The organism is Promicromonospora kroppenstedtii, assembly GCF_044389675.1.
Lineage (GTDB): Bacteria > Actinomycetota > Actinomycetes > Actinomycetales > Cellulomonadaceae > Promicromonospora > Promicromonospora kroppenstedtii.
Genome location: NZ_JBIRYI010000001.1, coordinates 391,480 through 410,699, shown reverse-complemented (window position 1 = coordinate 410,699; position 19,220 = coordinate 391,480). Strand labels below are relative to the sequence as shown.

12 protein-coding genes are annotated in these 19,220 nt (G+C 72.0%); 3 read left to right on the top strand and 9 right to left on the bottom strand.

Translation table 11 applies throughout. The features are described from left to right. Positions 1-58: 58 nt before the first annotated feature. Entirely contained in the window at positions 59-3,709 is a 3,651-nt protein-coding gene (locus tag ACH47X_RS01805) for an ATP-binding cassette domain-containing protein (protein ID WP_397400838.1), read from the top strand. Positions 3,710-3,717: 8 nt separating this feature from the next. Here ACH47X_RS01805 and ACH47X_RS01800 read toward each other — a convergent pair whose 3' ends face one another. The 4 genes from ACH47X_RS01800 to ACH47X_RS01785 all read right to left on the bottom strand — a co-directional run bounded on the left by ACH47X_RS01800 (position 3,718) and on the right by ACH47X_RS01785 (position 9,268). Then, positions 3,718-5,502 (bottom strand): dipeptide ABC transporter ATP-binding protein, encoded by a 1,785-nt coding sequence (locus ACH47X_RS01800; RefSeq protein ID WP_449582142.1) that lies wholly within the window; start codon positions 5,500-5,502, stop codon positions 3,718-3,720. Next, positions 5,499-7,205 (bottom strand): ABC transporter substrate-binding protein, encoded by a 1,707-nt coding sequence (locus tag ACH47X_RS01795; RefSeq protein WP_397400836.1) that lies wholly within the window; start codon positions 7,203-7,205, stop codon positions 5,499-5,501. Before ACH47X_RS01795 ends, ACH47X_RS01800 begins: the two co-directional genes overlap by 4 nt. 90 nt (positions 7,206-7,295) lie before the next feature. Then, on the bottom strand, positions 7,296-8,303 hold the full coding sequence (locus ACH47X_RS01790) for an ABC transporter permease (protein WP_397400834.1): 1,008 nt from the start codon (positions 8,301-8,303) through the stop codon (positions 7,296-7,298). Then, positions 8,300-9,268, bottom strand: coding sequence for an ABC transporter permease (locus tag ACH47X_RS01785; protein WP_397400832.1), 969 nt, complete (start codon positions 9,266-9,268; stop codon positions 8,300-8,302). The genes ACH47X_RS01790 and ACH47X_RS01785 overlap by 4 nt, the downstream gene beginning before the upstream one ends. Before the next feature lie 289 nt (positions 9,269-9,557). Here ACH47X_RS01785 and valS point away from each other — a divergent pair, with 289 nt between their 5' ends. Further along, positions 9,558-12,323, top strand: coding sequence for a valine--tRNA ligase (valS, locus tag ACH47X_RS01780; RefSeq protein WP_397400830.1), 2,766 nt, complete (start codon positions 9,558-9,560; stop codon positions 12,321-12,323). 118 nt (positions 12,324-12,441) lie between these two features. Here valS and ACH47X_RS01775 read toward each other — a convergent pair whose 3' ends face one another. From ACH47X_RS01775 to ACH47X_RS01765, 3 genes are all read right to left on the bottom strand, one after another. Continuing rightward, complete coding sequence (locus tag ACH47X_RS01775; protein ID WP_397400828.1) at positions 12,442-12,945, bottom strand: DUF1877 family protein; 504 nt, start codon at positions 12,943-12,945, stop codon at positions 12,442-12,444. A gap of 175 nt (positions 12,946-13,120) precedes the next feature. After that, on the bottom strand, positions 13,121-14,299 hold the full coding sequence (locus ACH47X_RS01770; protein WP_397400826.1) for a baeRF2 domain-containing protein: 1,179 nt from the start codon (positions 14,297-14,299) through the stop codon (positions 13,121-13,123). Between the two features lie 201 nt (positions 14,300-14,500). After that, positions 14,501-14,848 (bottom strand): chorismate mutase, encoded by a 348-nt coding sequence (locus ACH47X_RS01765; protein WP_121387039.1) that lies wholly within the window; start codon positions 14,846-14,848, stop codon positions 14,501-14,503. Positions 14,849-14,999: 151 nt separating this feature from the next. Here ACH47X_RS01765 and ACH47X_RS01760 point away from each other — a divergent pair, with 151 nt between their 5' ends. Beyond that, positions 15,000-16,832 carry an AMP-dependent synthetase/ligase gene (locus ACH47X_RS01760; protein WP_397400824.1) on the top strand — a complete coding sequence of 611 codons (1,833 nt, stop codon included), beginning with the start codon at positions 15,000-15,002 and terminating at the stop codon, positions 16,830-16,832. A 72-nt stretch (positions 16,833-16,904) separates the two neighbouring features. Here the strand turns inward: ACH47X_RS01760 and clpX are convergent, their stop codons facing one another. Continuing rightward, on the bottom strand, positions 16,905-18,194 hold the full coding sequence (clpX, locus tag ACH47X_RS01755) for an ATP-dependent Clp protease ATP-binding subunit ClpX (RefSeq protein WP_036969263.1): 1,290 nt from the start codon (positions 18,192-18,194) through the stop codon (positions 16,905-16,907). A gap of 287 nt (positions 18,195-18,481) precedes the next feature. Next, the gene (locus tag ACH47X_RS01750; RefSeq protein ID WP_026365963.1) at positions 18,482-19,195 is read right to left on the bottom strand and encodes an ATP-dependent Clp protease proteolytic subunit; all 714 of its coding nucleotides are present in this window, start codon (positions 19,193-19,195) and stop codon (positions 18,482-18,484) included. Positions 19,196-19,220 lie beyond the last annotated feature (25 nt).

Sequence of the window (19,220 nt, the reverse complement as noted above, 5' to 3'; positions counted from 1 at the left end):
CCGACACTCCCCCGGGCGGGCACCGGGGAGTGTCAGTGGCGGGTGGCAGAGTCGTCGCATGCCCCTCGTACCGGCTCGGCCGAGCCGCAGGCTCCGCCTGCCACGCGATCAGCGCCACAGCCCGTGGCGCCGTCGCGCGCTGCGGGTCGGCGCCGTCGCGGTCCCGGCCGCGCTGCTGGCGGCGGGGGCGTCGTCGTACGCCGCGGTGGTCACGGGGCGGATGGCCGCTGACCCGACGCGGGACACGCTGATCCTGCTCGCGGCGGTGAGCGCCGCCGCCGTGGCGCTGGACGCCGTGACCTGGCTGGTGGTGCAGCGCGGCGTGGCCCGCGCGGAGGCGGTCCTGAGGTCCGACCTGGCGGCGGCCGCCCTGGGCCAGCCGCTGCCCGCGCTGGAGGACCAGGCGGTGGGCGAGCTCCTGGACCGGGTCAACGGCGATCCGCAGCGGCTCACCCGGGCGATCAGCGGGATCGGCATCACGCTGGGCCAGGCGGGGATCAGCCTCGTGGTCGGGTGGGTGGCCGCAGGCCTGGTCTGGTGGCCGGCGTGGTTGGCGTTCCCGCTGGTCGCGGCTGCTGTGCTGGTGTTCGCGCGCCGGTCGGCGCGACCGCTGCGTGACCTGAGCAGGCGCAGCTCCGAGGCCGGCTCGGAGCACATGGCGCAGTTCGAGGAGGCCGTGGCGGCCCGGGACGACCTGCGCACCGCGCAGGGGCAGCCGTACGTGCTGCGGCGGTACGCCGAGCTGGCTGCGCGCCAGATCCGGCTCCGTGAGGAGTGGTCGGTGGCGTTCTCGCGCGTGCGGCTGCGCACGGAGCTGCCGCTGGATGCTCTGGTGGGCGCGGTGCTCGTGGGCGGGGTCTGGGCGGTGACGGGCGGAGCGCTCGACCTCGCGCGGCTGGTCACGCTGTGGCTGCTCGTGACGGGGTTCGTCGGCCGGGTCGACGTGCTCGGCCGGTTGCTGCCCCGGGTCGAGGAGGCGATCGGCACCCTTCACCGGGTGCGCGACCTGCTGGCCGCACCGCAGGAGCCCGAGGGCGGCGCGCCGTTCCCCGTGCGGGCGGGCGGCGTCGAGATCGAGCTGCGCGACCTGACCTTCTCCTACGGCGAGGGCTTCGCCCTGGGCCCGCTGTCCCTGACGGTCCCGGCGGGCACCACGTGCGCGCTCGTGGGGCGCACGGGCTCGGGCAAGACGACGCTGACCAAGGTGCTCTCCCGTGCGGTCGACCCGCCAGCGGGCAGCGTGTTCCTGGACAGCCGGGACATCACTGGCCTGGACGTGCACGGGCTGCGCACGCGCGTGGGCGTCGTGGGTCAGCGCACGGAGATCCTCGCAGCGACGCTCGCCGACAACATCACGCTGTGGGCGCCCGTCCCCGCCGCCCGGGTGGAGCAGGCGGTGGACGCGCTCGGCCTGCGGGCCTGGGTCGCGTCGCTGCCCGACGGCCTCGAGACGCGCCTGGGGTCCGACGGCGTGACCCTGTCCGCGGGCGAGGAGCAGCTCGTGGCCTTCGCGCGGCTCCTGGTGCGCGACGTCGAGGTCGTCGTGCTCGACGAGGCCACCGCCCGTATGGACCCCGCGACGGCGGAACGGGTCACCCTGGCCGCGCAGGCCCTCCTGGCAGGGCGGACGGCGATCGTGGTGGCGCACCGGCTGCCCACCGCACGCCATGCCGACACCGTGGCCGTGCTGGACGGCGGCCGGCTCGTGGAGCACGGGGCCTGGGACCACCTCGCGGCCGCGGACGGCCACTTCGCGCGGCTGGTCGCGGCAGCGGGGCTCACGGAAGCGGGCCCCGCCGGGACGGCGCCCTCCGTGGCTGTGGCCGCGGCGGCCGGGCTCGCCCCGGGACCGCAGACGGACGACCAGCAGGTGACCGGCCGAGCTGACGCCGATGGTCAGGGCGCGGCCGCACGTGCGCCCGGCCCTCCCGCGACCGCCGAGCCCGCACCGCGTCCGCGCACCTCGATCGCGCGGGCCGTGTGGAGCACGCTGCGCGCCCGGCCGCACGGCATGCTGGTCCCTGCAGTCGTGTTCGAGGTGGCCGACTACCTGACCTCTACCGGGCTGGTGGTCGGCTGGCTGTGGGCGTCGGCCGTCGTCGGCCTGGAGCAGGGCTCGGCGCCCTGGCTGCTCGTGGGCGCCATCCTCGCGGCCATCGTGGCCAACACCCTGCTCCCGATCACGGTCCGACTGACGAGCACCCGCTGGTGGGTCGACTCCCGGATGCGGCTGCACCTCTCCCTGCTGCGCGGGCAGACGGCGCAGCGACGCACCGTCCGCGACGCCCCCGGGGAGATCGCGGCCCGCGCGCAGGAGGACTACCGGCTCACCGGCCACACCCAGGCGTGGACCGAGGTGCTGACGGCGCCGCTCACCCTCGCCGTCCTGGTGATGCTGAGCGGAAGCTGGCTCGCCGGCGCGATCGGCCTGGCCATGGCGGGGGTCATGTTCGCGGCGCAGGTGCTCGGCAGCCAGTCCGTTGCCGCTGCGGCACGGCGGGCCGGCGACGCCGCAGCGGAGCTGGGCCGGCTGCTCGGCTCCGCCCTCGACTCGGTACGCACGGTCAAGCTCGCGTCGGCCACCGGCGGCGTCCTCGCCCAGGTCGCGCGGGTCGACGGACGCCGCGTGCACGCGTCCCTGGTCGAGGAGCGGACCAGCTTCCTGGTGGGGCTGGCCCCGTCCGTCCTGAGCCGGGTCGCGACGGTGCTCGCCTGGACCCTGCACCTGACGGGCACCTGGTCCCTGGGCACGACGCTCCTGGTCAGCACCTCGATCGGCACCTTCAGCTGGATCGGCTACAGCCTGGGCGCGCTGGTCACGAGCGCGGCGTCGGCCCGGCGCTGGGTCGAGGTCTCCGCGCGGTACGCCGGCACCGAGCGCCTCGCGGACGTGCCCCGCGACGTGGACCTGTTCGCCGGCACCACCACGCCACCGGCCACACCGGCCGGGCCGGGTGCCGGCGCGCCGGGGACGGCCACGATTCCCGCCGGGCCGGGCGGACCGGCCGCTCCCGCCGCCCCCGGTCGCCTGCGCGAGCTGCACCTCGACGGCCTCAGCGCGACCCACGACGACGGCACCGTCGGTGTGTCCGGTGTCGACCTGACCGTGCGACGCGGTGACCTGGTCCTCGTGGTGGGCCGCGTCGGCTCCGGCAAGTCGTCGCTGCTAGGCGCACTGTCGGGCCTCGTGGACCTCGGCGGGCGGCTCGCCTGGAACGGCACGACGGTCACGGACCCCGAGACGTTCCTGCGCCCGCCGCGCGTCGCGCACGTCGCACAGGTGCCCCACGTCGTGTCGGGCACGGTGGCCGACAACGTCCGGCTCGACCACGACCGCCCGGTCGACGGTCCCGTCCGCTCGGCAGGGCTCGACCGCGACGTCGCCGAGGCAGGCGGCACCGGCACGATGGTCGGTCACCGAGGACTACGGCTCTCGGGCGGCCAGGTGCAGCGACTCGGCCTGGCCCGGGCGCTGGCCACGGGCTCGGACCTCCTGCTCGTCGACGACGTGTCCTCGGCGCTCGACGCCGTCACCGAGGCGCAGGTGTGGACCGCCCTGCGGGCGGCGGGCACCACGGTGCTGGGCACCACGTCGCGCACCGCCACCCTCGCCGTCGCCGACCAGGTGGTGGTGCTCGACGGCGGACGCATGACCGCCGTCGGGAGCTGGCGCGACCTGGAACCCAGCTGGTCCCACCTCGCCGGCTGACCGACCGGTCAGACCCTGACGGCCTGCCGGTCGGCCCGACGGGCGGCCTGCGCGTCCGGGTCCGCGACGGGCGCGGCGGCCACCAGGGCCCGCGTGTACGGGTCCTCGGGCGCGCCCAGCACCCGCGCCGTCACACCCGTCTCGACGATGCGCCCCTCCCGCATGACGGCGACCCGGTCGGCCACGCGCTCGACGACCGCGAGGTCGTGCGACACGAACAGGCACGCGAAGCCGAGCTCGGCCTGCAGGTCGCCGAACAGGTCCAGGACGTGCGCCTGCACCGACACGTCGAGCGCCGAGGTCGGCTCGTCGGCGACCAGCACCCGCGGCCCGAGGGCCACGGCCCGGGCGATCGCCACCCGCTGCCGCTGTCCGCCCGACAGCTCGTGCGGGTACCGCGGCCCGTACTGCGGGCCGAGCCGCACCAGCTCCAGCAGTTCACGCACCCGCGCCTCGCGCGCGGGCCGGTCCAGCCCGGAGTGCAGACGCAGCGGCTCGTCGACCGACTGCGCCACCGTCCAGCGCGGGTTCAGCGTCGAGGCCGGGTCCTGGAACACCACACCCGTCGCCCGACGCCGCTCCGCGCGCTGCCGGCGTGAGGCCCGCGCCAGGTCGACGCCGTCCACGACCGCCCGGCCCGACGTCGGGCGCAGCAGCCCGGCGACTACCTGGCCGAGGGTCGACTTGCCCGAGCCCGACTCCCCCACCAGGCCCAGCACCTCACCGCGCCCGATCTCCAGCGTGACGCCGTCGGCAGCGAGCACAGGGTGCCGGCCGCCGTAGGCGACGGTGACGTCGTCGAGCAGCACGGCGGCGCCGCTCGCCCCGACACCGTTGGTCGAGCCAACACCGCTGGCCGAACCTGTCGAGACCTGGTTCCCGGCGGAGGAGGTCTCGACAGGCTCGACCAGCGGGGTGCGCTCGACCGGCAAGCCCCGCTCCCCCAGCCGCGGCACCGCCGCGAGCAGCGTGCGTGTGTACTCCTCGCGCGGCGCCGCGAACAGCTCGCGCACCAGAGCCGCCTCGACGATCCGCCCGTCGCGCATCACCACCACGTCGTCCGCGAGGTCGGCCACCACGCCCATGTCGTGCGTGATGAGCAGCACGGCCGTGCCGCGCTCGTCGCGCAGCCCGCGCAGCAGGTCGAGGATCCCGGCCTGGACGGTGACGTCCAGCGCCGTCGTCGGCTCGTCGGCGATGATCGCCACCGGGTCCTGGGAGAGCCCCATCGCGACGAGCGCACGCTGGAGCTGGCCGCCGGAGAGCTGGTGCGGGTAGGACGCCGCGACCCGCTCCGGGTCGCGCAGGCCCGCCTCGAGCAGCAGCTCGAGCACCCGCGTGTGCGCCTCGCGCCGGTTCGGCCGGTCGGGCCCGTGCCGGTGCGCCCGCAGCGCCTCGGCGATCTGGTCGCCGACGGTCAGCACGGGGTTCCAGGCACTCATCGGCTCCTGCGAGACGAGCGAGAGCACCGCGCCCCGCACCTCGCGGAACGCCTCGGCCGGCGCACCGACCAGCTCCGTACCAGCTGCAGCGGCACCGGACCTGGCATCGGCACCACCAGAACCGAGCCTGATCGACCCGTCCACCACGGCAGCCTCAGGCAGCAGTCCGAGCACCGCCATCGCGGACACCGTCTTGCCCGAGCCGGACTCGCCGACCAGCGCCGTCACCCGGCCGGGCCGCAGCGCCCAGGACACGCCGTCGACGGCGGGCACCGCTGCGTCGTCGAACACGACGGACAGCCCCTCCACCCGCAGGAGGGGCTGCCCGTCGGTCATCGGAGTGCTGCTCACGGAGCCAGCGAGACCTGCATGTAGTTCGGGTAGGCCGGGAAGTCCGGGATCCGGAAGTTCTCGACCTTCGAACCGTGCAGGAACGAGTTCTTCGTGTAGATCAGCGGGACCACCGGGGCGTCGCCCAGGATGAGCTGGTCGGCCTCGACCCACAGCTTCGCGGCGGCATCCAGGTCGGTCTCCTCGGTCGCGCGCTCGATCAGGTCGTCCGCCTCGGGGTTGGAGTAGCGGGCCAGGTTGTACCCGCCGTCGCCCACCTGCGAGGAGTCGAACAGCGGCTGGATGTTGCCGTTCGCACTCGGGAAGTCCGGCTGCCACGACGACAGCGTGAGGTCGTACTTCGAGCCGTCGCCCTGCGTGACCGTCTCGGTCCACACGTCGTCTGCCTGCGGCACGATCTTGACCTTCAGTCCCGCTCGCTCCAGGCCCTGCTGGATCGCCTGCGCCTTGGCGAGCGTAGGGGCGTCGTCGGTCACCACGAACCGCAGCTCGCGACCGGACCAGCCGGCGTCGTCCAGCAGCTTCTCGGCCTGCTCGACGTCGCCCTCCGGGGCCACGTCGTTCACGCCGTTCGAGTACTCCTCCCGGCCCGGGATTCCGGGCGTGACGAGCGTGGTGGCGAAGTCGCCCGCGATCTCGCCGCCGGAGGCGACGCGGTACGCGTTCTTGTCCACGGCCAGGCTGATCGCCTGACGGACGTCGAGGTCGTCCAGGCCGTCGGCCTCCGTGTTGATCGCGAGGTACGCGAGCGCCCCCGGACCCGAGGTGACCAGCCGGTCCTTGGCCGGACCCTGCTGCACCTGCGCGAGCTGCGCCGGGGGCACGAACGTGGCGCCGAACGCCGAGGCGTCCGCGCCCGAGTCGGCGATGAGCCGCTGGGCCACGACCGTCTCGTCCTGGCTCAGCTCGAACACGACCGTGTCCGGGCCGGCGGTGCGGGCCTCGTCCGTGGCGGCGTCCCACTCGGGGTTGCGCTCCAGGGTCACCGAGGTGCCCTCGACCGTGTCCGCGACCCGGTACGGCCCGGTCGCGACCGGCGTGGTCGTGTAGGTCTCGATGTCGTCCTTCGCCTCGGGCACGGCGCCGAACGCCGGCATCGAGACGATCCACGGCCAGTCGCCGTACGCGCTGTCCAGGTGGAACACGATGGTCTTGTCGTCCGGCGTCTCGATCGAGTCGAGCTCGTCGCCCTGGAACGGCCCGGTGTACTCGTCGGCCCCCTCCAGCAGGTTCTTGTGGTAGCTCAGGCCGCCCGACAGCTCCGGGGCGAACGAGCGCTCCACCGAGTACTTGACGTCCGCCGAGGTGATGGGCGTGCCGTCCTCGAACGTGAGGCCGTCCTTCAGCGTGAAGGTCCAGCTCGCCCCGTCGTCCGACGGCGTGCCGGTGTCGGTCGCGAGGTCGGGGACCACCTCGGTGGTGCCGTCGGGGTTGGTCTGCCACGAGGTCAGGCGGCGCTCGACCAGGCCGAGCGTGGTGATCGCGAGGTTCTGGCTGGTGGCCGGGTCCCAGTTGATGGCGGGGGCGCTGGTCAGGATGTGCAGCTCACCGCCCTGCTGGACGGCGGTGGCCGGGTCGCTCGAGGTCGCGGCGGGCTGCGAGTTGGCGTTGCACGCCGTCAGCGCGAGCGTCGTGGCGACGGCGATGCCGGCGATCGCCGTCCGGCGGGCAGGCCTGCGCGAGGTGCGCGGTGCGTGGGTCATCTGGTCCTTCTCGTCTCTGGGGTGGAACGCGTCTGGTGCGGCTCGGGCCGCGGGTGTGCGGGGTCGGGGGTCACCGACGACATCGCCTGGTCATCGGGTTCTCCCTCCGCGTCGCACCCGCGGGTCGAGCACGCCGTGGACGACGTCGACCGCCAGGTTCGCGACCACCACGATGGCCGCGGTGAAGACCGTGACGCCCACGAGCAGCGGCACGTCGGTGCTGCCGACCGCCTCCATGAGCAGCGCGCCGAGCCCGGGCATCGAGAACACCCGCTCGGTGATGACGGCGCCGCCGAGCAGGGCGCCGAGGTCGAGCGCGAAGAGCGTGACCACGGGGATCGCCGCGTTGCGCAGCGCGTGCCGGGTCACGACCCGGCCCTCCGTCAGCCCCTTGGCGCGCGCCGTGCGGACGTACGGCGCGCCGAGCTCCTCCAGCATCTGCGAGCGGGTCAGCCTCGCGTAGACCGCCGCGGACAGCAGCGCGAGCACGGCCCACGGCAGCGCCAGGTGCCACGCCCAGTCCACGGGGCTCTGGGCGAACGGCACGTAGCCGGACACCGGCACCATGTCGAGCGTGAAGCCGAACAGCAGGATCCCGAGCAGGCCCACGAGGTAGCTCGGCGCGGAGACGCCCGTGATGGCCGCCACCATGAGGCCGCGGTCCAGCGGGGTACCGCGGCGTACGGCGGCCACGGCGCCCGCCCCGACGCCGACCACGAGCCACAGCACCGCGGCGCCCACCGCGAGGGAGGCCGTGACGCCGAAGCGCCCCACGACAAGCTCGGTGACCGGCGTGTTCCGCGCGAAGGAGTAGCCGAGGCACGGCCGCGGGCAGTCGATGGTCGCGCCCGCCGAGCCGAAGGTGCGGCCCGTGAACACGCCCCGCACGAAGTCCCACCACTGCTGGACCACGGGCGCGTCGAGGCCCATGAAGGCGCGCGCCGTCTCCAGCCGCTCGGGCGTGCACGGCTTGCCGCACGCGAGCGCGGCCGGGTCGGCGGGCAGCAGCACGAACAGCGCGTAGGTGAGGAACGAGACGGTGAGCAGCACGAACGCGAGCGTCGCGAGGCGGACGCCGAGGAACCGGACGAGCGTCATCGCGCACCTCCGCGCCGTCGGCGCCTGGGGGAACCCCCGCGCGGGTCGAGCGCGTCGCGCAGGCCGTCGCCGAACGCGTTGAACGCGAGCGTGACGCCGAACAGCGCGAGCCCGGGGAACAACAGGTACACGGGATCGACGGCGAACCAGGTCACGGCGTCGCCGATCGACCGACCCCAGGACGGGGTGGGCGGCGGCACGCCGACGCCCAGGAACGACAACGCTGCCTCGGCGCCGATGGCGCCCGGGATCGAGATGGTCGTGAACACCACCACGGTGGAGGCGAGGTTGGGCAGCACCTGGCGGAACAGCACGTGGGCGTGCGAGGCGCCGAGCGCGCGGGACGCCCGCACGAACCCGGAGGCGCGCAGCGCCATGGTCTGGCCACGCACGACCCGTGCGATGGACGACCAGCCGAACAGGCCGATCACCAGCACCAGGAGCAGCAGCCGCGGGAACCAGTCGGGCGCGACGGCGCCGACGGCGATCATGAAGACCAGCGCGGGCAGCCCGATCAGCACGTCGATCAGGCGCGCGACGACCCAGTCCACCCAGCCGCCGAAGTAGCCCGCGACCAGGCCGAGCACGGTCCCGACCAGCATGGACACGACCGTCGCACCGATCCCGACCAGCAGCGAGGTGCGCGAGCCCATCACCACGATCGCGAACAGGTCCCGGCCCGTGAGCGGCTCGACGCCGAACCAGTGCTCGGCGCTGACACCGCCCAGCGGCCCGGCAGGGGCCCCGCTCGGGCCGAGCGCGTCCAGGTCGTAGGTGTAGGGATCCACGCCGAGCGCCCGGGTGATCAAGGGCGCGGCCAGGGCCACGAGCGCGTAGGCCACGACCACGACGGCGCCCACGAGCGCGAACCGGTCGCGGGCCAGCCGGCGCCACAGCGGCACGCGGCCGGCGACGGCGGTCGTCGCGGTCGGGGCGACCGGCTCGGCGGAGCGGTCGAGCGACATGGGACTCCTAGGGACGACGAGACATGGCGGGAAGGCGGTGCTGCGAGCACCGACAACACGACATGCGCACGATTCGTCTCCTGGGCTGCGGCCGACGGCCAGGGCATGACCGCCCTGACCGGTGTGCCCTGTTCGGGCCGAGCAGAACCATAGCCCATGCCTCTGGCACCTATCGACCATCTCGAACAATCTGTGGCGCACGTCTCGGCCGCGCACCCCGCGCGCACCACCGTCGCGACCTGTGGAAAACGTGCGCTTCGGCTTGCTCGAATCTGGGACACTGGTGCGCATGAGCATTCCCGCCTCCACCGGGCCGACGGACCCGGCTGCGACCACACCCGCACCTGACACGACACCGACTCCTGCCGCCGCCGCGGTACCGGGCGCCGAGGTCGTACGCGCGGTGGTCAAGGAGGTACCGGACAAGGTCAGCACGGACGGTCTGGAGACCAAGTTCGACGAGCGCTGGACCGCCGAGCAGACCTTCGCCTTCGACCGCAGCAAGACCCGTGCCGAGATCTACTCGATCGACACCCCGCCGCCCACGGCGTCGGGCTCCCTGCACGTGGGGCACGTGTTCAGCTACACGCACACAGACATCGTGGCGCGCTACAAGCGCATGCGCGGCCTCGAGGTCTTCTACCCCATGGGCTGGGACGACAACGGCCTGCCCACCGAGCGCCGCGTGCAGAACTACTACGGCGTGCGCGTGGACCTGTCGCTGCCCTACGACCCCGACTTCACACCGCCGTTCGAGGGCACCGACAAGAACGTCAAGGCCGCCGACCAGGTGCCGGTCAGCCGGCGCAACTTCGTCGAGCTGTGCGAGCGCCTGACGGCCGAGGACGAGAAGCAGTTCGAGGAGCTCTGGCGCCGCCTGGGCATCTCGGTGGACTGGGCGCAGACCTACCAGACCATCGGCGACTCCTCGCGCGCCACGGCGCAGCGTGCCTTCGTGCGCAACTTCCAGCGTGGCGAGGCCTACCAGGCCGAGGCGCCGGGTCTGTGGGACGTCACGTTCCAGACCGCGGTGGCCCAGGCCGAGCTGGAGGCCCGCGACTACCCGGGCCACTTCCACAAGGTGGCGTTCCACCAGGCGAACGGCGAGCCGGTCTACATCGAGACCACCCGCCCGGAGCTGATCCCCGCGGTGGTCGCGCTGATCGCGCACCCGGACGACGAGCGCTACCAGCACCTGTTCGGCACCACGGTGACCTCCCCGCTGTTCGGCGTCGAGGTCCCCGTGCTGGCGCACCACCTTGCGGAGCCCGACAAGGGCGCCGGCATCGCGATGTGCTGCACCTTCGGCGACCTCACCGACGTGCAGTGGTGGCGCGAGCTGCAGCTCCCGACCCGCTCGATCATCAACCGCGACGGCCGCATCACCCGCGAGGTGCCGCAGTGGCTCGCGGGCGGCCCGGGCGCCGAGCTGTTCGAGGCCGAGGTGGCCGGCAAGACGACCTTCAGCGCCCGCAAGGCGATCGTCGACGCGCTGACCGCATCGGGCGACATGCCCGCCGAGCCGGTCGCCACGCAGCGCAAGGCGAACTTCTTCGAGAAGGGCGACAAGCCCCTCGAGATCGTGACCTCGCGCCAGTGGTACATCCGGAACGGCGGTCGCGACCAGGAGCTCCGCGAGGAGCTGCTGGCCCGCGGCAAGGAGCTCGACTTCCACCCCGACTTCATGCGGGTGCGCTATCAGAACTGGGTCAACGGCCTGAACGGCGACTGGCTCGTCAGCCGGCAGCGCTTCTTCGGCGTCGCGATCCCGCTCTGGTACCCGATCGACGCGTCGGGCGAGGTGGACTACGCCAACCCGCTCGTCCCGGCCGAGGACATCCTGCCCGTCGACCCGACGTCGCAGGCGCCCGCCGGCTACACGGAGGAGCAGCGCGGCCAGGCCGGCGGCTTCGTGGGCGACGCGGACGTCATGGACACCTGGGCCACCTCGTCCCTGACCCCGCAGATCGTGTCGGGCTGGGAGCGGGACAACGACCTGTTCGAGCGCGTGTACCCGATGGACCTGCGCCCCCAGGGCCAGGACATCATCCGCACGTGGCTGTTCTCCACGGTGGTGCGCTCGCACCTGGAGAACAAGGTGCTGCCGTGGAAGAACGCGACCATCAGCGGCTGGATCCTGGACCCGGACCGCAAGAAGATGTCGAAGTCCAAGGGCAACGTCGTCACGCCGATGGATCTGCTGGTCGAGCACGGCTCGGACGCGGTGCGGTACTGGGCGGCCTCGGCACGCCTGGGCACCGACGCGGCGTTCGAGGTGGGCCAGATGAAGATCGGTCGCCGCCTGGCGATCAAGGTCCTCAACGCCTCGAAGTTCGCGCTGTCGTTCGGCGGTGGCGCGGGCAGCGAGATCGCGCTGGACCCGGCGGCCGTCACGGTTTCCCTGGACCGGTCCATGCTCGCGGGCCTGGCCGGCGTGGTCGAGCAGGCCACGGCCGCGCTCGAGGCCTACGACCACACGCGCGCGCTCGAGGCCACCGAGACGTTCTTCTGGACGTTCTGCGACGACTACCTCGAGCTCGTCAAGGACCGCGCGTACGGCGCGGGCGCCGACGCCGACGAGGTCTCCCCGGAGACCACCTCGGCCCGGACCGCCCTGGCCATCGCGCTGGACACGATGCTGCGCCTGCTGGCGCCCTATGTCCCGTTCGCCACGGAGGAGGTCTGGTCCTGGTGGCGCGAGGGTTCGGTGCACCGCGCGCCGTGGCCCGTCGCTGCGCCGCTGCGCACGGCCGGTGGCGACGCCGACCCGGCCGACCTCGCGGCTGCCGGGCACGCGCTCGCCGCGCTGCGCAAGGTGAAGTCCGAGGCCAAGGCGTCGATGCGTACGCCGATCGTCGCGGCGTCGCTGGCCGTCCCGGCCGGTTCGCTGACCGCCGTCGAGACCGCGGTCGAGGACGTCAAGGCCGCCGGCCGCGTGACCGGCCCGCTCGACCTGGTCGCCGCCGAGGAGGGCCAGGGCGACCCGGCCGTCCAGGGCGGGATCGTCGTCACGGCGAGCGAGCTGGGCGAGGCCCCGCCGCGCAACAAGGGCTGACCAGCCCCGTGCCGCCGAGGTAGGGCTGGGGCGAGAGAGAACTGGGGGCGGAGCGCTGATCAGCGCTCCGCCCCCAGTTCTCTCTCGCTGCCGCAGTTCAACCTCGGCAGGCTCAGGCTCAGTTGAGCATCAGCACCACCGCGTCGCCCGCCTCGGCCGCCGCACCGTAGAAGGCGGCGAGCTCGGTGTAAGCCTCCGCCAGCCGCTCCGGGTCGGTCTCCGCGGCGTGCTCTCCCGGGTCCGGGCAGACATCCTCGTCGCACACGTGATCGGCGGCGAGCGGCGCCAACGCGTCGAACGACGTGCCGACGAGGAACGCGGCAGCCTTCTCCACGTCCTCCGGGCCCAGATAGCGCGCCGGCGTGATCCCGCCGGTCGACGCGAGCTCGGCGCCGCCGTGCACCGGGTCGACCGGCATGCCGCCGTGCACCCGCAGCACCGTGTGGAGCGGACCCCACACGGTGCCGATGCTGAAGTACCTCGCCTCCTTTGCCGGAAGGTCCACCTGCGTCCACTCGCCCGCGAGCTCGTCGATGTGCTCCAGCGCCCAGGTCAGGTCTGTACGTGCCTTGTCGAAGTCATCGGCGGCAAGCCGCGCGTACTCACAATGAATCATCCCCATGGCCCGAGACCGTACCGATAATGCGTTTCCGTGTGTATGGGCAAAACGGACACATTCTGGCGCAACAATTTCTCATACGCGGTAAATCGGAAATTCCAGCCTGTCCGGCGCCCGTTCTGAGAGCCTTTTGTCCGATCAACCGGCCGAGAATTCACATCGAATTCACGTGGACGGGTCAGTGCAGGCGGCGGTCGTCGCCGGACATGCTCGCGAGCACCTCCGTGGGCGTCCCGTCGTCCCGCCAGCGCAGGGTCGCGCCGACTCCGTCCATGAGCTCCACCGAACCCTCGGGTGCGAACGTGAGGCCGGCGTCCTGCCCGACCGCCGCACGCACGAGCGCGACCGTGGCGGGAAGCTCCTCCAGCCGCTCCGTCACCCCCATCGCCTCCAGGTCCGACCGGTCGCCCGCGATGTGCATCGGCTCGGGCCCGATCCACAGCTTGCGCCCGTTCATCCGCCCGGGGCTCGTCCCGTACTCCTCCGCCAGCACGAGCTCCTTGACCTGCCCGCGCGCGAGCACGGCGACGACGTCGTCCACCGAGGTCACGGCGTTCGACTCCCTGCCGAGCTCCTGCCGCAGCTCCGCCAGGACCCGCTCCCGGCGCCGCTCCCGGTAGGAGTCCAGCGCGTCGGAGACGCGTTCGGCGAAGGCCGTCTCGTTCACACCGGGGCCGCGTCCGCCGCCGGCCACCTCGACGAGCTTGTCCGCCGTCGGCGCCGTCAGCGCGGCCCGCGTGAGCGACACCGCGCGCTTGTCGCCCGTGAGCAGCACGAGCTCGGGGTCGGTCTCCGCGACGTGCCGCTCGATCTCGGCCGCCACCGCCTGGGCGTTGCGCTCCCAGGAGTCCTCGGCACGGGACTCGATCCGGGCCCGCTTGATCCCCGAGGAGCTGGTCTTCTCGATCTCGTCGTGCGGTGCCTGGAACGTGCTGTGCACCTTGGCGTCCGGCCCCGCGCGGAGGAAGTCCGCGCCCGCCCGGTCGACCAGGACCTTGAGCAGCTCCACCGACTCGTCGGCGGCCAGCGCCGCCTGCAGCAGGGCCGGTACCGCCTCCCAGGAGCCGGAGCTGGCGCTCGGTGGGTTGTTCACCACGCGGTCCACCAGCACGCCCGTCTCGTCGGCGATGACGACCCGGCCGTGCGGTCCCGGGACCCTCGTGGGTCGCAGCACCACCTCTTCGATAGCGTCCAGCACGGCGACCGGGGTCTTCTGCTGTGCGAGTTCCTTGCGCACGGCGTTCCACCGTCCGCCGACGTCACGGTCGGCGACGAGCTCGGACGGCGTGGCGTCCAGGCACAGGGTGGCGAAAGGTCCCGGGTGGCCGAGGAGGGGTTTGAGCCAATCGATCTTCATACACACCTCCGCATCACCCGCCGAGGTCGAGATGATGCCCTACCGCATGACCTCGCCCCGGCGTTCCCTCCAGGAAACGACGGATCGAGGCCGCACGCCACCCCTGTGGGGGAAATTTCTGTGACCTGTACAGGAGATATTCGGACCCGACGTTTGCTCTTGCCCCGCAAAAAGTAAAGTCGCGTCAGGAACAGGTCACCTTCAAGCGTAGGTGTCGACCTCAGGCAAATTGTCGCCCTTGTGCTGCGCGGCGATCAGCTCGTGATGGCGGATCACCTCGCTGACGATGAACTGCCGGAACTGCTCCGCGAACTCGGGGTCCAGGCCGGACTCCTCGGCGATGCCCGTGAGCCGCGCGATCTGCTCCTGCTCACGCGCCGGGTCCGCCGGCGGCAGCCCGCCGACCGCCTTGAGCTCGCCGACCCGCCGCGTCACCCGGAACCGTTCGGCCAGCAGGTAGACCAGCGCGGCGTCGATGTTGTCGATGCTCCCGCGGAGCCGGATGATCTCGGACGGCACCGGAGCGCTGGTCGGTTCGTTGTCAGACACATGTAGAGGCTAACCGGCGAAGGCGGTGGCGGGCGAAGCCTGTTCCGACCTGAGACGGCGATCCGCTACAGTCTGCCGAGCAGGCCACGCAACTTGGTGAAGACCCGATACCGGGCCTTCGCCACTTCAAGACTTCAACGGAGAGCAGCACATGACACTTGCCACGTCGCCGGCATTGGTGGAGGTGCCGGCGGGCACCAGCATCAACACGATCCTCGCGGACCGCGTGGCCCGCTCCGGAGACGAGGCGCTCATCGAGCGGCGCGACACCCCAGACGGCCCGTGGATCAAGGTGTCGGCGAGCCAGTTCGAGGACGAGGTGCTCGCCGTCGCCCGTGGCCTGGTGGCGCGCGGCATCGAGGTCGGCGACAGGGTAGCCATCATGTCCCGCACCCGGTACGAGTGGACGCTGCTCGACTTCGCCATCTGGGCGGCCGGTGCCGTCCCCGTGCCGGTCTACGAGACCTCCTCGGCCGAGCAGGTGCAGTGGATCCTGTCCGACGCCGGCGTCCGGCTCATCGTGGTCGAGTCCGCCGCGCACGCCGCGACCGTCCAGCAGGTGCGGCCCAGCCTGCCCGGGCTCGAGGACATCCTGCTGATCGACGACGGCGCCGTGCTCGACCTGCGCAAGGCCGGCACCAACCTGTCCGCCGGCATCGTCGCCGAGCGGCGCGACGCCGTCCGGCGCGACGACCTGGCGACCGTCATCTACACCTCGGGCTCGACCGGGCGGCCCAAGGGCGTCGAGCTCACGCACGGCAACTTCGCGCACCTGACCCTGAACGCCGCCGAGGGCATCCCGGAGCTGCTCAAGGCCGAGAACGCGCGCACCCTGCTGTTCCTGCCGCTGGCCCACGTGTTCGCGCGGTTCGTCGAGGTGGCGACCATCGCCGGCCAGGCCGTGCTGGGCCACGCGCCCGACATCAAGAACCTGGTGGGCGACCTCGGCTCGTTCCGCCCGACCTACCTGCTGGCCGTGCCGCGCGTGTTCGAGAAGGTCTACAACAGCGCGGAGCAGAAGGCGTCGTCGGGCCTCAAGGCGAAGATCTTCGCCTGGTCCGTCCGGGTCGCCGAGGACTACTCGCGGGCCATGGACGTGCCCGCGGGCCCCGGCGGGGCGCTCAAGGTGAAGCACGCGATCGCCGACCGCCTCGTGTTCAGCAAGCTCAAGGCGACCATGGGCGGGCAGCTCAGCTGGGCCGTCTCCGGCGGCGCGCCGCTGGGCGAGCGCCTGGGCCACTTCTTCCGGGGCGCGTGCGTCACCATCCTGGAGGGCTACGGGCTCACGGAGACCACGGCCCCGACGTCGGTCAACCTGCCGGGCAAGATCGTCATGGGCTCGGTGGGCCCGGCGTTCTTCGGCACGGACGTCGCCATCGCCGACGACGGCGAGGTGCTGCTGCGCGGGCCGCACATCTTCCGCGGCTACCGCAACCAGCCCGGCCTGACGGCGGAGGCGCTGGTCGACGGCTGGTTCCGTACCGGCGACCTCGGCCGCCTGGACGAGCACGGCCACCTGCACATCACCGGCCGCAAGAAGGAGATCATCGTGACCGCGGGCGGCAAGAACGTCGCCCCGGCGGTGCTCGAGGACCGCATGCGGGCGCACCCGATCGTGAGCCAGGTCGTGGTGGTCGGTGACCAGCGCCCGTTCATCGGCGCCCTCGTCACGCTCGACGCCGAGATGCTGCCCGGCTGGTGCGCCGCGAACGGCCTGCCCAAGCTGTCCGTGGCCGAGGCACGCGTGCACCCCAGGGTGCTGGCCGAGCTCGACAAGGTGGTCGCCCAGGCCAACGAGGCGGTCTCCAAGGCCGAGTCGATCCGCAAGATCACGGTGCTCGATCTCGACTTCACCGAGGCCAACGGGTACCTCACGCCGTCCATCAAGGTGAAGCGCGGCAAGGTGCTCACCGACTTCGCGGGCGTCATCGACAGCCTGTACGGCGCCCCGGTGGCCGGCGCCCCGGTGGCCCGCACCCACTGAGGTCCAGACGCACGAGAACGGGGCCGGAGCGCTGATCAGCGCTCCGGCCCCGTTCTTCGTGCGTCGAGGGAGCTACGCGCTCTTCTCGCGCGGCTGACGGCCCCGCACGGGGTTCTTGCGCGGCACGACGGTCGGGTTCACGTTGTCGAGCACCACGGAGCGGGTGATGACCACGCGCTCGACGTCGTCGCGGCTCGGCACGTCGAACATGACCTGCTGGAGCACCTCTTCGAGGATGGCCCGCAGGCCGCGTGCCCCGGTGCCACGGAGCAGGGCCTGCTCGGCGATGGCCTCGACGGCCTCCTCGTCGAACTCCAGCTCCACGCCGTCGATCTCGAACATGCGCTTGTACTGCTTGACCAGCGCGTTCTTTGGCTCCGTCAGGATCCGGACCAGCGCATCGCGGTCGAGGGAGGAGACGGAGGCGATGACGGGCAGGCGGCCGATGAACTCGGGGATCAGGCCGTACTTCTGCAGGTCCTCGGGGCGTACCTCGGCGAAGAGGTCCTCGTCCCGGGCGATGGACTCCATGGGTGCGCTGAACCCGATGCCGCGCTTGCGGGACCGGGCGGCCACGATGTCGTCCAGGCCGGCGAAGGCGCCGGCCACGATGAACAGCACGTTCGTGGTGTCGATCTGGATGAACTCCTGGTGCGGGTGTTTGCGCCCGCCCTGCGGCGGCACCGACGCGGTGGTGCCCTCGATGATCTTCAGGAGTGCTTGCTGGACGCCCTCGCCGGAGACGTCGCGCGTGATCGACGGGTTCTCGGCCTTGCGGGCCACCTTGTCGACCTCGTCGATGTAGATGATGCCCGTCTCGGCCTTCTTGACGTCGTAGTCCGCGGCCTGGATGAGCTTGAGCAGGATGTTCTCGACGTCCTCGCCCACGTAGCCGGCCTCGGTCAGCGCGGTCGCGTCGGCGATGGCGAACGGCACGTTGAGCATCTTCGCGAGCGTCTGCGCCAGGTAGGTCTTGCCCGTGCCGGTGGGGCCGATCAGCAGGATGTTCGACTTGGCGATCTCGACCGGGTCCTGGTCGTCCGGGTTGATCGAGCGCCCGGCCTCGCCGGCCTGGATGCGCTTGTAGTGGTTGTAGACGGCAACGGCCAGGGCGCGCTTGGCGGGATCCTGGCCGATGATGTACTGCTCGAGGAAGTCGAAGATCTCACGCGGCTTGGGCAGCTCCGTCAGACCGAGCTCCGCCGCCTCACCGAGCTCTTCCTCGATGATCTCGTTGCACAGCTCGATGCACTCGTCGCAGATGTAGACGCCGGGTCCGGCAATCAGCTTCTTCACCTGCTTCTGCGACTTGCCACAGAAGTTGCACTTCAGCAGTTCCGCGCCGTCACCGATTCGCGCCACTACCTGTCTCCTCGCCTTGTGCACCCTCGCGGAGTACTGCACGGGCCGGCTGGCCCAGCAGATCCGCGACGTCGAGCGGTCTCAGATCCATTCCACACCACCGGTGGCCTGTTGTCAGCCGGGCGGCCCGGCGGGTCGCCCGACCGATTTTCACCAGATCATGACAATTTTGTCAGATTCTGCGCGGCGTGTCCCACAATGCCCGACGCCGGGGCCGATCGTCCACCGCTATTGGTGGCACGGCCCCGGCGCCGGGAGGCTGCGGTCCCTGACGACCCGACCAAGGGTCAGTTCGTCACGACCTGGACGGGCTTGCGCGACTGGAGCACCTCGTCGACCAGGCCGTACTCCTTGGCCTGAGCGGCGGTGAGGATCTTGTCGCGCTCGATGTCGTCGCGCACCTGCTCCTGCGTCTTGCCGCTGTGCGTCGCGAGCGTCAGCTCGAGCCACTCACGCATGCGGATCAGCTCGTTCGCGTGGATCTCGATGTCCGAGGCCTGCGCGTAGCCGCCACCCTCCATCGCGGGCTGGTGGATCAGCACACGCGAGTTCGGCAGCGCGAGACGCTTGCCCGGCTGGCCCGCGGCCAGCAGGACCGCGGCGGCCGACGCCGCCTGACCCAGGCACACCGTCTGGATCTGCGGCTTGATGAACTGCATGGTGTCGTACAGCGCCGTCATGGCCGTGAACGAGCCACCCGGCGAGTTGATGTACATCATCACGTCGCGGTCCGGGTCCTGGGTCTCCAGGACCAGGAGCTGGGCCATGACGTCGTCCGCGGACGCGTCGTCGACCTGGACGCCCAGGAAGATGATGCGGTCCTCGAACAGCTTGGTGTACGGGTCCTGGCGCTTGAAACCGTACGCGGTGCGCTCCTCGAACTGCGGGAGCACGTAGCGTGCGGACGGCATGGCGCCGGCGGTGGCAAAAGGCATCCCCGCACCCGAACGGGCGCCGGCAAGGCGCTCTGCGGCTGCGACGAACTGGGCTTCAGGACTCACGGTGATCTCCTCTTGAAAAAGCTCT

Bases quoted from the DNA above. Each gene is read 5' to 3' on its own strand.
- ACH47X_RS01805 (WP_397400838.1), top strand. From the start codon at position 59: ATGCCCCTCGTACCGGCTCGGCCGAGCCGCAGGCTCCGCCTGCCACGC.
- ACH47X_RS01795 (WP_397400836.1), bottom strand. From the start codon at position 7,205: ATGACCCACGCACCGCGCACCTCGCGCAGGCCTGCCCGCCGGACGGCG.
- ACH47X_RS01790 (WP_397400834.1), bottom strand. From the start codon at position 8,303: ATGACGCTCGTCCGGTTCCTCGGCGTCCGCCTCGCGACGCTCGCGTTC.
- ACH47X_RS01785 (WP_397400832.1), bottom strand. From the start codon at position 9,268: ATGTCGCTCGACCGCTCCGCCGAGCCGGTCGCCCCGACCGCGACGACC.
- valS (WP_397400830.1), top strand. From the start codon at position 9,558: ATGAGCATTCCCGCCTCCACCGGGCCGACGGACCCGGCTGCGACCACA.
- ACH47X_RS01775 (WP_397400828.1), bottom strand. From the start codon at position 12,945: ATGGGGATGATTCATTGTGAGTACGCGCGGCTTGCCGCCGATGACTTC.
- ACH47X_RS01770 (WP_397400826.1), bottom strand. From the start codon at position 14,299: ATGAAGATCGATTGGCTCAAACCCCTCCTCGGCCACCCGGGACCTTTC.
- ACH47X_RS01760 (WP_397400824.1), top strand. From the start codon at position 15,000: ATGACACTTGCCACGTCGCCGGCATTGGTGGAGGTGCCGGCGGGCACC.